The 13947-nt window shown below is 63.1% G+C and carries 20 protein-coding genes; 5 read left to right on the top strand and 15 right to left on the bottom strand.

The features are described 5' to 3' along the window. Positions 1-16: 16 nt before the first annotated feature. Both Q0897_RS04325 and Q0897_RS04320 read right to left on the bottom strand, forming a co-directional pair. Positions 17-310: a hypothetical protein gene (locus tag Q0897_RS04325; RefSeq protein WP_299307786.1), complete on the bottom strand. Its 294-nt coding sequence runs from the start codon at positions 308-310 to the stop codon at positions 17-19. After that, complete coding sequence (locus Q0897_RS04320) at positions 307-726, bottom strand: hypothetical protein (protein ID WP_299307785.1); 420 nt, start codon at positions 724-726, stop codon at positions 307-309. Before Q0897_RS04320 ends, Q0897_RS04325 begins: the two co-directional genes overlap by 4 nt. 115 nt (positions 727-841) lie before the next feature. Here Q0897_RS04320 and Q0897_RS04315 point away from each other — a divergent pair, with 115 nt between their 5' ends. Together Q0897_RS04315 and Q0897_RS04310 are read left to right on the top strand one after the other, a co-directional pair. Continuing rightward, entirely contained in the window at positions 842-997 is a 156-nt protein-coding gene (locus Q0897_RS04315) for a hypothetical protein (protein ID WP_299307783.1), read from the top strand. A 2-nt stretch (positions 998-999) separates the two neighbouring features. Continuing rightward, on the top strand, positions 1000-1371 hold the full coding sequence (locus Q0897_RS04310) for a hypothetical protein (RefSeq protein WP_299307782.1): 372 nt from the start codon (positions 1000-1002) through the stop codon (positions 1369-1371). On the opposite strand, the gene Q0897_RS04305 is transcribed toward Q0897_RS04310, so the two are convergent. The 11 genes from Q0897_RS04305 to Q0897_RS04255 form a co-directional block, all read right to left on the bottom strand. Then, positions 1368-1820, bottom strand: coding sequence for a phage virion morphogenesis protein (locus Q0897_RS04305; protein WP_299307781.1), 453 nt, complete (start codon positions 1818-1820; stop codon positions 1368-1370). The two genes, Q0897_RS04310 and Q0897_RS04305, sit on opposite strands and share 4 nt — an antisense overlap. A 17-nt stretch (positions 1821-1837) precedes the next feature. After that, positions 1838-2320: a phage tail protein gene (locus Q0897_RS04300; protein ID WP_299307780.1), complete on the bottom strand. Its 483-nt coding sequence runs from the start codon at positions 2318-2320 to the stop codon at positions 1838-1840. Between the two features lie 3 nt (positions 2321-2323). Next, a complete protein-coding gene (locus tag Q0897_RS04295) occupies positions 2324-2899 on the bottom strand; it encodes a hypothetical protein (RefSeq protein ID WP_299307778.1) in 576 nt (191 codons plus the stop codon). After that, positions 2896-3348 (bottom strand): D-Ala-D-Ala carboxypeptidase family metallohydrolase, encoded by a 453-nt coding sequence (locus Q0897_RS04290; RefSeq protein WP_299307777.1) that lies wholly within the window; start codon positions 3346-3348, stop codon positions 2896-2898. The genes Q0897_RS04295 and Q0897_RS04290 overlap by 4 nt, the downstream gene beginning before the upstream one ends. 3 nt (positions 3349-3351) lie before the next feature. Beyond that, positions 3352-3771 carry a hypothetical protein gene (locus tag Q0897_RS04285; RefSeq protein ID WP_299307775.1) on the bottom strand — a complete coding sequence of 140 codons (420 nt, stop codon included), beginning with the start codon at positions 3769-3771 and terminating at the stop codon, positions 3352-3354. A 7-nt stretch (positions 3772-3778) separates the two neighbouring features. After that, complete coding sequence (locus tag Q0897_RS04280) at positions 3779-3985, bottom strand: tail protein X (RefSeq protein WP_299307774.1); 207 nt, start codon at positions 3983-3985, stop codon at positions 3779-3781. Next, complete coding sequence (locus tag Q0897_RS04275; protein WP_299307772.1) at positions 3985-4167, bottom strand: hypothetical protein; 183 nt, start codon at positions 4165-4167, stop codon at positions 3985-3987. Before Q0897_RS04275 ends, Q0897_RS04280 begins: the two co-directional genes overlap by 1 nt. Next, positions 4167-4649 carry a head completion/stabilization protein gene (locus tag Q0897_RS04270; RefSeq protein ID WP_299307770.1) on the bottom strand — a complete coding sequence of 161 codons (483 nt, stop codon included), beginning with the start codon at positions 4647-4649 and terminating at the stop codon, positions 4167-4169. Before Q0897_RS04270 ends, Q0897_RS04275 begins: the two co-directional genes overlap by 1 nt. Positions 4650-4961: 312 nt before the next feature. Beyond that, positions 4962-5732: a phage terminase small subunit gene (gene gpM, locus Q0897_RS04265; RefSeq protein ID WP_299307769.1), complete on the bottom strand. Its 771-nt coding sequence runs from the start codon at positions 5730-5732 to the stop codon at positions 4962-4964. A gap of 71 nt (positions 5733-5803) precedes the next feature. Next, positions 5804-6928 carry a phage major capsid protein, P2 family gene (locus tag Q0897_RS04260; protein ID WP_299307768.1) on the bottom strand — a complete coding sequence of 375 codons (1125 nt, stop codon included), beginning with the start codon at positions 6926-6928 and terminating at the stop codon, positions 5804-5806. 45 nt (positions 6929-6973) lie between these two features. After that, positions 6974-7846 (bottom strand): GPO family capsid scaffolding protein, encoded by an 873-nt coding sequence (locus Q0897_RS04255; protein ID WP_299307767.1) that lies wholly within the window; start codon positions 7844-7846, stop codon positions 6974-6976. Between the two features lie 219 nt (positions 7847-8065). On the opposite strand from Q0897_RS04255, the gene Q0897_RS04250 reads away from it, so the two are divergent. From Q0897_RS04250 to Q0897_RS04240, 3 genes are all read left to right on the top strand, one after another. After that, a complete protein-coding gene (locus Q0897_RS04250) occupies positions 8066-9898 on the top strand; it encodes a terminase family protein (RefSeq protein ID WP_299307766.1) in 1833 nt (610 codons plus the stop codon). Further along, the gene (locus Q0897_RS04245) at positions 9898-10959 is read left to right on the top strand and encodes a phage portal protein (RefSeq protein WP_299307765.1); all 1062 of its coding nucleotides are present in this window, start codon (positions 9898-9900) and stop codon (positions 10957-10959) included. The genes Q0897_RS04250 and Q0897_RS04245 overlap by 1 nt, the downstream gene beginning before the upstream one ends. Positions 10960-11109: 150 nt before the next feature. Beyond that, positions 11110-11934 carry a DNA adenine methylase gene (locus Q0897_RS04240; protein ID WP_299307764.1) on the top strand — a complete coding sequence of 275 codons (825 nt, stop codon included), beginning with the start codon at positions 11110-11112 and terminating at the stop codon, positions 11932-11934. Positions 11935-12419: 485 nt separating this feature from the next. On the opposite strand, the gene Q0897_RS04235 is transcribed toward Q0897_RS04240, so the two are convergent. Next, positions 12420-12767, bottom strand: a complete 348-nt coding sequence (locus Q0897_RS04235) for a hypothetical protein (RefSeq protein WP_299307762.1) — start codon at positions 12765-12767, stop codon at positions 12420-12422. Between the two features lie 321 nt (positions 12768-13088). Next, positions 13089-13934 carry a hypothetical protein gene (locus Q0897_RS04230; RefSeq protein ID WP_299307761.1) on the bottom strand — a complete coding sequence of 282 codons (846 nt, stop codon included), beginning with the start codon at positions 13932-13934 and terminating at the stop codon, positions 13089-13091. Positions 13935-13947 lie beyond the last annotated feature (13 nt).

Raw genomic sequence — 13947 nt, 5'->3', positions numbered from 1 at the left:
TTTGTAAAGTCTGACTTTACATTTTTGATCGTTTTTCCTCGCCCGGGGCGGGGCGTTTCATATCCTGCAACTCCTCGGTCGAGAGCCAGATGTTATCGACGGCTTCGGGGTCGGCATTGATCTTGATGCCTTCCGCCAGTCGCTCCAGCAGGGTACGCAGGAGCGGTCGCTCCACTTCGACGATCGGTTCGTTCCATTCGCCGCCCGATACAAGCTGCGCGAGACCGAGGATTGCCAAGCGGGTATCGTCAAGACCCGCCATCTGCGCATCGGAGACGAGGTAATAATTAACGTTCTGCGGACCGGTCATGCCACGATCCTCCCGCCGTCGATGTCGGCCAGCAGGATGGCGGCGAGGCGCAATTCCCAATTGCCATAAAGGTCGCCAAGATCATCGAGGTCGAAATGGGTAAGCGTCGCTGCGGTCGCATCCATATGATCGAGCAGCATTTCGAGTTCGAAGCGGGCACCGTCGCCGATTTCGCAGCTGTGGATCGCGGGGCGCAATTCGCGGCGGACGATGCCCAGTTGGATCGCGTGTTCGTCCAGATCATGGTTGAGGCAATCGGCGGCCATGTCGAACAGGTCGGAGCGGGCGTTGCGGCACAGGCGCGCAACCGCGGTGGTCAGATCGTGCGTGTGATTGCGCGGGTTGCCGAAGGGGCCGCGAAAAACAGTGGCGGCAGGCAGGCGTGGTGATGTAGAGAAGAAAGCAGCTTGGACCATGAGTCAGTTCCTCGGTTCGAGTTAGGGTCGGGTGGGAAGTTGCTGCTTCCCCTCGGCCTGTCACCACTAGTTACGTAACCTTGACCCCCTTGTCAATGGGTGTTACGTAACTTTTATGGCTGAAGAACTCCTTTCCGTGCGCTTCGAAATGCGCGCTACTGAAACTTGGATTGCGGAACTCGACGATTGGCGGCGCAAGCAAGCCGATATCCCCTCCCGCGCCGAAGCTATCCGCCGTCTCGTAGCGACAGCGATAGAGCGGGATACGTAGCCATGTGGGAGTTAATCGTCCTGGGATGCTGGATCGGCGTGCCCATCGCCACGATAATCATGGAATTGCGGCATAGTGATGGGATGCCCGGCGTCCTCGGCGTACCAATCTGGGCCTTTGCCACGGCGTTGGGCATTTTCTGGACCGGGTGGGCGGTTATCATCATCTTCGTGATGGTCGCGATAGTCGCCGTTTTGCGCAAGCATCCTGATCGTATCGCTCACGAAAAGGCGCAGGATGCCGAATCAGCCCGCGAATTCGATCGCCAGATGCGGCGCGAGGAGCGCGCCGCCATCGAGGAAGATTACAAGCTGGGCCTCATCGATGAGGCCGAATATCGCCGGGCACTGGACGAGACAGGTTTCCGCACTTAATCCCGGCTCATCCATTCGAGCAGCGTATCGGTCATCTTGCCGATATCCTCATCATCGAAGCCTAGCAGGCGGCGGGCCGCATATTTGTGCCGCACCCGCGCCCCGGATTTGGTTCGACCGATGGTCATTTCCTTGCCGTAGTGATGCAGGCTCGCCAGGGGGTTGCCGATGCCGATCGTGACTTCGTCCTGTTCCGGATAGACGCGGAGGTATTTCGCCTTGGGCAAATTGCGAAACATCTTGCCGCTGCGGATCTTCTTGCCGCCGCGCGTCATGCTGTATTTCTGCTTGCGCGGCTCCATGGCGCCGCCGTCCGGCTCGACATTCTTGCGGATGCGGCCCTGATTCGAGCGACGCAACTGCTGCCCCACCTTTTTTGAAATGACCTTGCGCCGGGCGGGACTAAGGTCCGACAGCATTTCTTCAAAATATTCTGCGAAGGCCTCCATGCTTTTGTTCGAAAAGCTCATGGCAACAGGCCTGCGCCGCCGAGCGTGATGGCATCGAGCGAGGTTTCGGGCGGTACGCCATCGAACGGCGGATTGATATCGGGTTCGTCGCGATAGGTCATGGTGCCATCGGCGGCGATGTCGACCGCTTCGTCCAGCTCGATCGTGATGGCGATGTCAGCCTTCTGATCATCGAGGATATCGACCTCGAAGCTGAAAGCCTCGTCGCCGGTTCTATGGTTCTGCAGCCGTTCGGGCTGCGCGGTGCGGATCCATTCGAGCACGGTGACGGCGAGATGGTTGGGATCGCCGGCAAAGTCGAGCAGCACGGCATTCACGGTATAGCGCCATTCGAAGCCGGTAGCCCGGTAGGCGCCGCCAGGCCCTGCGCGGGCGGCGATGCGGCCCTTGTCGATATAGATCGACAGCGCCTGCGGATCGCGGGTCAGATCGGGGAAGGCGGCGGTGAGCGCCGCGCGTAGGGTGTCGTGCTTGCGCATGGCTCAGTGCATCGCCTCGAGCGAAATTGCCCAATCGCGCGCGGCTTCGGCGCGCAGCGTGTTCGACGTGCAGATCCGCACGTCGGCGGCGCTTACGACCACCATGCCTCCATCATCAGGCTCAGAGGGCGCATCCAGCTGGGGCGATCGACCGGCTGCTTCAGCGTGTCCGGCGCCGCGATCGCTGGCGGGGGTAAAGGTTCCGCCGGGTGGACAGTCAGCGGTTTTGGCCCGCACGCGGTGAGCAGCAATGTAGCGATCGGCAGCAGCCATCGCTTGCGAGGTCTGGTCATCGGCATTGTCATCGATCCTTTGCGCGAGTTGGCGATAGGCGGTTTCGGCGCGGGCATGTTCGGCGCGGGCGCGGGCGGAGGCTTCGTCCTGGGCGGCGGCAACGTCCTTCATCTCTTGAGCAAGGCGCATCGCCTTCGGCCGCCAGCCTTCGACCGCGATCGGGCCGATGCGCATGCCGCCCAGCTGCACGCTTTGAAACGCGGCGATAAAGATTGCGATTGCCAGCAGCAGGCCGGTCAGGCCGACGCGGGCCACGATACGAGCGAGGAGGGGCGGCAGCGTCATGCGACCAGCCCTTTCCAATATTTGCGGCGGGTATAGGTCAGCACCGAATGACGCGCGCGATCGGGGCGATAGCTGCAATGGATCCAGCCCGAGTTGGGATCGCCGCGGACGTAGTTTTCGAGGATCAGCTGATCGAAGCGCAAATTGTCGCGGATCCATGTCGCGACAGCGAGGTTGGAGACGCCGGCGATCTCGAAGTCGGCGGCCTGCCCCTTGCAATGCTGCGATCGGGCTGAAGATCCGACGGCGCGGCTAAGCGCGGGGCAGCGATAGCCGCTGGTGATGCGCACCGGGCGGCCGAACTGTTCACGCACGGGTTCGAGCACCGCGCGGCTCAGATGCCCCATCGCCTCGATGTGATCGAGGGTCGGGCCGTTGGCTATGCCGAGGCGGCGCGCGGTGGCGCTGTTCGTGAATTCCGCGAGACTGAAGTGCGGCGAAAGCTTCATGGGTCAGGCCTCCTGCGGCACTGGTTGGGCGTCGTCGGTGAAGTTGTAGGGCGGGATGCCGGTCATGCGCGCGTCGCGCAGGATGCCAGGGAACTCCTCGCCCAGCAGCACCTGCACATGCGCCAGCTCGGGAGCGGCCGGTTCGTCGCGGGCGATTTTCGAAACCAGCAAGTGGATGGCGGTGCGCTGCTTGCTGACCGTTTCCATGATCTTTTGCATCTGCTCGCCCATGCGCGCGACCTCGGCCTCGAGCACGCGGATCCGGCTGTCGCGCATTTCCTCGAACGCCTTTTCGCGCGCATCGAGTTCGGCGCCGCGCTTGTCGATGCGGCCCGTCAGCTGTTTCCAGGCAAAGCGCAGACCCCCGCCGATCAGTCCGAGGACCGAAAGAGCGGTGAAGCCAGTGAAGAATTCCTGTGTCATCGTTCGGTCAATCCCAAAGCTGGACGAGTTTGATGGTCGGCGCGGTGACGGTCGGCGTATCGGGCAGGTCGATTGGTGTGCCCGCCGGCAGCACCGGCCCGAGCGCGGCGAGATCCGGATTGCGGGCCAGCACGGCGCTCACCGATCGTTCGCTGCCCAGCTCGCGCCAGCAGACGAGATCGACCGTGTCGCCCTGGATCGAATGGACCCGCATCAGGTCCAATCCCGCCAGAATTGTGAGGTCAGTTCAAAAGCGAAACCCATGTCTTCGCCCAAGGTGCGGGTGAATGCCGCCAAGGCGGAAATCGGGGCCAGGAGAAACGCCAGGAGGACAGCGAAAAGAAAAATGAGCGCGCAGCACGAAACCACAGCGAGGAGCAAGATCGCCTTTTTCATCAGATCAGCTCGACTGTCGTGCGTGTAACGCCGATGATGTCGCGGATCGCGTGGGTCGCGTTGCGGCGCAGCTCGTCCGCTGCGGTGACCTCGTCATCGATGCGGCTGCGGCCATCGGCCGTGGCGCTGACGTCATGGTGCGTTTCGGCAAGATCGGCCGCGGCCGTGCAGAACACCGCCCGGCGATAAAGCAGGACCGAGGCCGGTTCGCCGTCGATCATTTCCGTATCGATCGCTGCGAGCGTGGTGGCGCCGGCGAGAACATGCGCGAGCTTCCACATGCGCAGTTCGCGGCGGACATGGACCATGGCGCCGCGCAGGGCATCGCGCACGCGCTCATCGTTGACTGCGCTGCGCCCGAACTTCATCGCGTCGCGAAAGCCGGCAATCGATACGCCCGGCCAGAACGCATCGCCCGCGACCAGGTCGGCCGCCGGGAGCGGGGCCGTTTCGGACGGCGGGCGGGCAACGAAGCCGGACATGGTGCTCCTTTCGAGCGGTCAAGGTTTTCGGGGGTGGGGAAGCGCGAGAGGATGCGGTTTGGCAGGCAAGCCTGCTCCGTCCTTCGTCTTCCGCCCCCGAGCGCCGTGGGGCGAGGTCGGTGCGGCCGGCGGGCCGCGAATTTCAGGCGAGACCGGCTTTTCGCGTCTCGAAAATTGATCGGGGTTGGCGCGTGGCAAAGTGGTTGAGCCAAGAATTTCGCGATCGATCTGCGATGAGCGCAGCCGTTCCAAAAAGGTATGCACCCAGCAAAAGTGCGAAAATAGACAGCAAGATCAGCATCGAATATCCTTTCATTCGTCGTTCGCGGCTGCCAGCTTGATGGCCTCCCGCTCCCGTTGTTCGATCAGCTTCTTCACGCCCGATTTGTCATCGAGCGCGAGGGCGCGGCGCGCATGGCGCAGCGCAAAATCCAGTGCGGCCTTTTTCCCGCCGGCGGGGCCATCGCCGGACTTGTCGCCCGCCTCGGCCGCGTCGGCGGCGCGCAGGGTCGCAATCGCGATCGCTTTGTGCAGCTTGGCGCGTGCCTGGTCGGGCATGTCCTCGCCTTCGGTCAGCTCGGCGATCTCGAGGAGCGGGCGCGTTTCGGGCACGGCGTTGCTATCGCTCGTCATGGCGCGCAGCGCGGTCTCGGCAAATTCCTCGGCGATCATGCAGCCCAGCGTGCGTTCGAAGCGCGAGGGCAGTTCCATGCCGTGCCGCAATACGCAGCGCGCTCGGGGCAGGGCGCGGGCCTCGTCGGCGGTGTCGATCGCCCAGATCATCGTCTGCACCAGGATGCGATCGCTTTGCACCATCTGGTTCTTGTCCTCGGCCTCGCGTGCGGCGGCGAGCACGCCTTCGGCCCAGTCGTCATACTTGGGCAGCAGCTCGGCCTTGCGGGCGATTTTCGCCTCGATCGATTGCATGTCTTTCAGCCCGCGCAGATCTTCGCCCAGCTCGGCAAGCCGGATCTGGTAATCGCTCTCGGCGCGATCGGCGCGGCGCGGCGCGGCCTTGGCGGCAGGGGCTGCACGCTTTTGCGCCATGGTCCGGGCGCGGTGTCGCATCGCGAGGCTGGTCATCGAAGGGCGGTCCTGTCGGAAAGGGTGGCCCGGCCCGGATCAATGCCGGGCCGGGGTGTCAGCGATTGGGGTTATGCGGGGGCGGGTTCGGGGCGTGCCGGGGCGGCGCCGATCACGATATTCTCGACCAGCACGGCGAGCTCGTAATCCTCGACGACGTAATCCTCGTTCACGCTTTCGTAGTTGGCGATGCGATCATATTCGCTCTCGTCCTTCAGCTGCCGGCGGCGCGTGCCTTCCTGGATATAGATGGCGAGGTTATCGAGCCGGGTGATGAGGATGCCATCGGCCGGGAAGAACGGCACGCGCACGGCGGGAAGCCCGCCGATCTGCTTGTCCGAGCGGATGATGCGATCGGCGGCCTCGACCTCGGTGGCGAGGGCGCCGGCGTTCTGGACGATGTTGAAGTACTTGTCGTCGACCAGGTCATGGCCAACGATGACGACGAGATCGGTATCGCCGCGGTGCCATTCGGGAAGCAGCCGCTTTGCGTCGAGAACCAGCGCGTCGAGCGAGGAATAGTCCGCCGCCGCATTGACCGCGTTTTCGAGGCTCGCATCGTAGAGTTCAGCACCGGCCTTGACGTAAATGGCATCGAGCGCCGGATTTGCCTCTCCATCAGACATCACCGTGAGATCACCGTCCGACATCACCATTTCCGGCGCGCGGTTGCGGATCTTGTGCAGCCAGCCTTCGTTGACGTCCTGAAGCATCGGGTTCGCCACGCGATCGGTCTCGGCAGCGGCATGGGTGCCGTGCCAACCGATCATGATCCGGTCGCGGCCCTGCTGTTTCAGGATCGCGTCGCGCAGCTTCGTTTCGAAGTCGGGACGGTGGCGCCAAGCATCCATCGCGGCATAGCTGCGCGCCCAGTCGAAATTGGTCTGGCGGCAATGGTAGTTGTTCCGCTCCTCATTGCCGGTCGGGTCGGTGGGATTGCGGCGATTGCCGCCGGCGGTGTTGGTACGCCCGGCGATGGTGCGCGTGGCCTCGAGACCGATGGTCTGGCCGACCTGCTGGGAGACCGGCACCATGTTGATCGCGCTCAGGAACTCGGACGATTCCTTCATCCGCTCCTCGAGCTTTTGCTCGATCGACGGATCGACGGCGAAGCGGACGGTGGCGTCGGGTACCGAGTTCAGCAGGGCGATCTGGCTGACATAGGCGGAAAAGAGGGCACGGGTTTCGTTGCGCATAGGGGCGGTCCTGTCGGGAGAGAAGTGCGGGGGAGAAGGCGGGGATCAGCAGTCGGTGCGGGCGAAGTTCGCGTTCTGGCCGCTGGCGAGCGGGCGCTGCGCGCCGCCCTTGTCGGTCTTCTCGACCGATGCTTTGAGCGCGTCATGATCGCCGCGCAGCTGAGTGATGCTGGCGGTAAGATCCTTTCCTTGCTTCTCGACGGCCGATGCCAGCTTGTTCATGCCATCGGCAAATGCGTTGAAGGCGGCGATATTATCGTTTGCCGGTTCGGGTTGTTCGGGCTTTTCTTCAGACTTGGGATCGCTCTGCCCTGCAAAGAACTGCTTCATCGACGCGAACAGGCCTTTTGCCTCTTTCACCAGAGCGGCGGTCTCAGACGGCTCCGCCTGGGCGTCGGAGAACTCGAGTTCGGTGACCTCGTGCGCGGCCGAGAAGAAATTGCCCTTTTCGACCTTGCGCTCCGCAAAGGGGTTGGTGGACGCATTCGCCGCGAACTGCATGACCTCCGTGCCGAGCGAAGCCGGGCTGTCGGTGACGGCGAGACCCTGGAGATAGGCTTTCCCGGTGCCGGCGAAGTTCGGATTGAGCTCGACCGAGCTGAACAGCTTCTGGCCCTTGCCATTCAATTCGATCAGCGTGTCGAGTGCATCGATCTGCGCAAACAGGCCGAGCTTCGTCTCGGTCTTGCCGCCCAGCTGGATCTCGACATCGCGGGTCTCGAGCGCAACGACGTCGCCATAGGCATTGAAGGGCGCGTCGGCGGAAAAGCCGCGGATGTGTTCCATGTTGATCCGCGCCGTGTAGGTCTTGGGATCGTAGGTTTCGGCCATCTCTTCGAGCGCGCTGCGATCGAGCGTGCGGCCATCGCAGGTGGCGCCTTCGACGGCGATGCAGAAGAATTTCGAACGCTTGGGCATGATGGTCGCGAGCTCCGTTGTCAGGTGAGCTTCGACGCCCCGAGAGGAGGGGCAGGGCGCCGAAGCTCGGGGTCGGCAGGCGGGCACGCGCCATGCCGAGTTCATCGCTTGCGAAAGGGCACCGATGCGGGGTCAGGTTCAAGCGGGGGGTGTTGTAAACGGGGCGGTTACAACAAGAGGGGCGCGCAAGGTCGGCAGCGGTGCGGTTAGCTGGCGCCCATGCTTCTCGCCCCCCTCGATCAACCTGCCTATGCCGACGTACGCCGAGAGGCGCGCTCGCTCTATTGGCGCGGGTGGGGCATCACCGACATCGTCGACGAGCTCGAGAGGCTCGGCATCCGCGGCGAGGATGGGAAGCCGGTCCCGCGCCCGACGATCGCCAGCTGGGCCAAGCGCGAGAAGTGGAAGGAAGCGCCTCCGCTCCGCGCGGCCGAGGAATCGGTGCTGGTCCGGTACCAGATGCTGGTTGCGAAGGAGGAGAAGAGCGGGAAGGACTTCAAGGAGATCGACCTGCTCGGCCGCCAGATCGAGCGGTTCGAACGATGCCGCCGCTATCGCGACAGCGGGAACGAGGCCGATCTCAATCCCAAGGTCGCCAATCGCAATGCCGGGCCGAAGAAGCCGAAGCGGCCCAACCTGATCGATGCCGATATGGCCGCGCAGCTCAAAGCCGCGTTCGAGAAGGAATGTTTCGGATACCAGGGTACGTGGTGGGCCAATGCCAACCAGCGCACCCGGTTCATCCTGAAGAGCCGACAGATCGGCGCGACCTGGTATTTCGCGCGCGAAGCTTTGATCGATGCGCTCGACACCGGGCGGAACCAGATCTTCCTGTCCGCTTCGCGCCGGCAGGCCGAGATCTTCCGCCGCTATATCATCGAGTTCGTGTTCCGCGTCACCGGCGTCATGCTGAAGGGTGAGCACATGCTCATCGATCGCGGCGATGACGAGGACGGCAAGCCGCTGGAACGGCCGACGCTATTCTTCCTCGGCGCGAACTATCGTACCGCGCAGGGCGAACACGGTAATTTCTATTACGACGAGTGTTTCTGGGCGCAGGATTTTGAACGCATCGATGAGGTCGCCAGCGGCATGGCGAGCCAGAAGCGATATCGCGAGACCTATTTTTCGACGCCATCGAGCACCGGGCATGGCGCCTATCGCAAATGGTCGGGCGAATGGTTCAACGAGGGCAAGCCCAAGAAGGACTGGACGAAGATCGAAGCCTATTCGGCCGACGATTTGCGCGACGGCGTGTTGTGCGCCGATGGTATCTGGCGGCAGCGCGTCACGATCGAGGACGCGGCGGCCAGCGGATGCGACCTGTTCGACATTGCGGATCTGCGACGGCGTAAGTCGCCCGACGTCTTCGCCAATCTCTATCTGTGCGAGTTCGTCGACGATGCGCAATCGGCCTTTCCGATGGCGCTGCTCAACCGTTGCCGCGTCGATGCCGACGACAAATGGCGCGATTTCGATCCCTATGGCCTGCGCCCGTTCGGCGATGGCGAGGTCGCGATCGGCTACGATCCGCAGGAAAGTGCGCAGGGCGACGATGCCGCGCTCGTCGTGATTGCCCTGCCGACGAAAAAGGGCGCGCCGTTCCGCGTGCTGGACAAGCGTCGGCTGCGCGGTGATTTCGAACTGCAGGCCGCCGCGATCGAGGACATGATGGGCCGCTATAACGTGGTGGACATCGGCATCGATACGACCGGGGTTGGCGCAGCGGTGCTGCAGCTGATCCGGCCGAAGTTCCCGGCGGCGCGCGGCATCACGTATTCAGCCCAGGTGAAGAACCTCATGGTGCTCAAGGCGAAGAACGTCATCCGCGCCGGCCGGCTCGAGTTCGATGCGGGCGATAAGGACATCACCGCCAGCTTCCTGTCGATCCGGCCGCAGCTGACGAAGTCGGGCCAGCAGCTGACCTATGTCGCATCCCGCAGCGAGGACACCGGCCATGCCGATGTCGCGTGGGCGGTGATGCACGTCCTTTTCAACGAACCGCTCGACGGCGACGCCGCGGGCCAGAAATCCACGATGGAGATTTTTTGATGGCGCAGCCTGTCACGATTTACGATGCGCAGGGCCAGGCGATGGAGCGGGCCGCGGCGACGGCGACGATCGACCAGGACGGCAAGCGCGGCGTCACCGCCTTCAGCTTCGGCGAGCCGGAGCCGGTTCTCGATCGATCCAGCATGCTCGGCTATATCGAAAGCGTCACGAATGGCCGGTGGTACGTGCCGCCGGTGTCGCAATGCGGCCTTGCGCGCGCATTCGACATGCCGGGACCGCATGCGAGCTGCATCCGGCTGAAGGTGAACCTGCTGGTGAAGCACTTCGTCCCGTCGCGCTGGCTCGACCGCGCGAACTTTCGCAAATGGGCGCTCGACTTCCTCAGCCTCGGCAATGGCTATCTCGAGCTCCGCGACAATCTCGCCGGGCGCCCGATGCAGCTGCGCCATGCGCTGGCACGCTACATGCGGCGCGGCGTCGACGAGGGGCACTTCTTCTTCGTGCCGGGTTGGCGCCAGGAACATGCGTTCGAGCCGGGCCACGTCCACCAGCTGCTGCAGGAACATCCGGCGCAGGAGATCTATGGCGTGCCGGAATTCTTCGGGGCTCTGCAGGCCGGGCTACTCGGCGAGGCCGCGACCCTGTTCCGGCGCCGCTATTATCTCAACGGGAGCCACGCGGGCTTCATCTTTTACGCCTCGGGCGCGGGGATGAGCAACGAGGACGCCGACCAGGTGCGTGAGGCGCTTCGTCAGTCGAAGGGACCGGGCAATTTTCGCAACCTGTTCCTGCATGCGCCGGCGGGTGGCAAAGACGATGTGAAGATCATCCCGATCAGCGAGGTCGCGGCGAAGGACGAATTCCTGAATGTGAAGCGCGTGAGCCGCGACGAGATGCTGGCCGCCCATCGCACGCCGCCGCAGCTCGTCGCGATCATTCCCGAAAACAATGGCGGGTTCGGTGATGTGCAGAAGGCGCTCGACGTCTTCATGCTCAATGAGATCGAGCCGCTCATGTCGCGCATGATGGAGGTGAACGACTGGCTCGGGCTGAAGGCGGTGGATTTTACGCCTTATGCTCCGCCATCGGCCACCGCCTGATACGAATTCCGCCCGCCGGTGAGGCGGGGGAACGGGCGCAGCAACGCCCAGTTCCGACGAAAAAGAGCTTCGTCATGTCCCCATCGGTCCCGCCAAGGGATCATCCCGCCTGCCCTCGAGAGGCACGGCGGGCATACGGAGTTTTCGTTAATGAATAGTAACCTGGCACCCGCTCTTTCGCCGATCGATCCGGTGCGGCCCGCCGCGCCCTATATCGGCGGCAAGCGCAACCTCGCGAAGCGGCTCGTCCCACTGATCGCCTCGATCCCGCACACGACCTATGCCGAGGTATTCGTTGGCATGGGGGGCGTGTTCTTTCGCCGCACCGAACGCCCGCGTGTCGAAGTCATCAATGACTGGTCCGAGGATGTCAGCACGTTTTTCCGGGTGCTGCAGCATCATTACGTTGCCTTCATCGAGATGATCCGCTGGCAAATTTCGAGCCGCGCCAATTTCGAAAAGCTCGTGGCCCAAGATCCGTCGACGTTGACCGACCTGCAGCGCTCGGCGCGGTTCCTATATATCCAGCGCTTGGCTTTCGGTGGCAAGGTCGCGGGCCGCAACTACGGCGTGAATCCGATCGGGGCCGGTCGGTTCGATGTCACGAAGCTTGGCCCGATGCTCGAGGCGATCCATGAACGGCTTGCCGGCGTTGTGATCGAGCGGCTCGACTGGAGCGCATTCATCGCCCGATACGATCGGCCGGGCACGCTGTTCTATCTCGACCCGCCATATTTCGGCAGCGAAGGGGACTATGGCGCCGACCTGTTCGACCGGAGCCAGTTCGAGCGCATGGCCAAGCAGCTGCGCGGCTTGCGGGGATCGTTCGTGCTGTCGATTAACGATCATCCCGAGGTGCGCAGGATCTTCGCCGGGTTCGATATGCGCCAAGAGGATGTGCGCTATACGATCGCGGGCAATGACAATGGGCGGACGTTTGGCGAGCTTATCATCAGCAGCGGTAACGCTGCCTAGCCGAGAAGGTGGACTAGTTCCGGGCTGCACGCACCGGAACTAGTCCACCGGCCTTGCAGCTCGCAGAGTTTTGCCCAGTGTTGCGGCGCGACACCTTGCTGACATGTTCTTATTTCGTTCTATAGAGCGAATGGGCAGCAAACACTTCCGAACCATCCACGACTTTTCTAGGCACGGATACGATGTCGAGCTGCGTTGCAGTTGCGGCCATCGCGCCATGCTGTCAGGCCGCGCGGTCGTCACGCGGTTCCATGAGATGCGCTGGCCGATCGGCCTCGAGGGCGCGGCCGAACGATTTCGATGCAGCGTGTGTGGGCGCCGGCCGCAATCCATCGGGCCGCTCGCGCGAGAGTGATCCGGTCGACACCTCACTGCCACCCGGAGCGCCGCGCTTGCCCCCACGCCTCGCCCGCAGGCTTTTTGCCCCGGTTTTGATGCAAATGAGTTAGAGCGCTCCGCCGCAGTTTCCCGGCGCGGCCGCTTTATCAGGCAGCTGAAGCCTGTGTTGCGATATGATGCACAAAACGACTGATCGAGCCGTGACGCCCGCCGGAAGGATCTGGCGGGCTGGGCGGTTCGAGGTCGGTGGCATTCAAACCGCCCAGCTTGAGTGGATCATCTCCGCTCCGCGTCAGCGTCGACAGCGGCTCATTCATGGATCGCGCGGCCACGAAATATCCCGTTCCCCGGCAGATCGTAAGTCGACAGGTGCAGGTCTGGCCGATCAGGGAGAACTCGCCGCCGCGTGCTCGATATAGAGCCGAGAGATCCGCGTCGAAAAAATGTCCGCAATCTACACAACCGACGCGCAATATTATTCGGTTATCGATCATGTGCTGAAGGGATCGAAAAGCGACCGGCCAGATACGAAATTTCCCCATGGAGCTACTATATCAACGCGAACAAACGGCGAAAGTGCTTTGTGGCCGCGCTGCAAGTCTTTGAGAAAGAGGAACAACACGACTTGCGATACCGTCATGGTTGGCACAGCTTTTGCCCCCTTGGCCCTCGCCAAGCACCGGAGCGGCGCAAGCCGCTCCGTCCGACGGTGCGGCCGTCGGTGTTTTCCAGTTTTGTTTGAACGTTTCGGGGCCGGTCAGCAAAGATATGGGGCGCAGCCCGCGCATGAGAAGGCGAAAGCCTTCTCATTCCTTTCATGGATCAGAATGATCCCCCGGTTTCTCCAGCACTGGAGGATTCGCGGTCAGAGCATCGCGGGCGTCGATTGCGCGAGCGACATCGGCCAGAATGTCTCCGTTCTTCGTCGCGCCGAACGCTGCTTGCCAGTCCGTGGCGGTCATGTTTGCCGCGATCCGGTCCAGTTCCTCCCTGTCGGCCGCCAAGCGGTCCTGCGCGCAAGCTGGCGTCGGCGCTGGTCGAAGGAGCCGGCCGAGCCAGTTGCGCATCTGTTCGGGCACGAGCAAAGCGTAAGCATTACTGATTTGCCTGACCTGCGGGCTGTCGGGTTCGGGGTTCTCGATCGGTTCGCTGCGTCGCATCCAGCGGAGGAAGCCGCATTCGCGCAGCCGAACGAGGGCGCGGTGGGTTGCGGAGTATGATCGTCCGATTGCATCGGCGATCGTCGCGATAGCAGGTTCGAGCCGTCCCGTTGCATAGTCGACGATGCCAAACATGTATTCGAGCACCTCAAGCCCGACATGGCCGATCACACCGTTCTCGCTTCCAGGCAATTTCTCGCGCCGTTTGAGCCGCGAGGCGAATTCGAGTTCCCGTGCACGCTTCAGCAGCGCCCGCGTCCAGCGTGCCCCGCCTCGCTTCGTGCCATCGTGGATCGGTCGCCAAAGGCGGTCCTCCATCTGACCGCGGGAATAGCTGTTGCGCCAGACAGGTTCGCCGCTGCGCGGGCTGTCGCCCCGGCCGAGCCGCGCGCGCACCTTGCGGTCCAGTTTGACGCCGACCAGCTGCGCCGCGATCGCGCCAAAGCTCGTGACGTTGTCACTGCCACCCGCAAGCTTGTCACCGAAAACCGAGGCCGTCATGCGCGGCCTCCTG

This window comes from uncultured Croceicoccus sp. (assembly GCF_947496385.1).
Classification (GTDB): Bacteria; Pseudomonadota; Alphaproteobacteria; order Sphingomonadales; family Sphingomonadaceae; genus Croceicoccus.
This window is presented reverse-complemented; position numbering and strand designations above follow the sequence as displayed.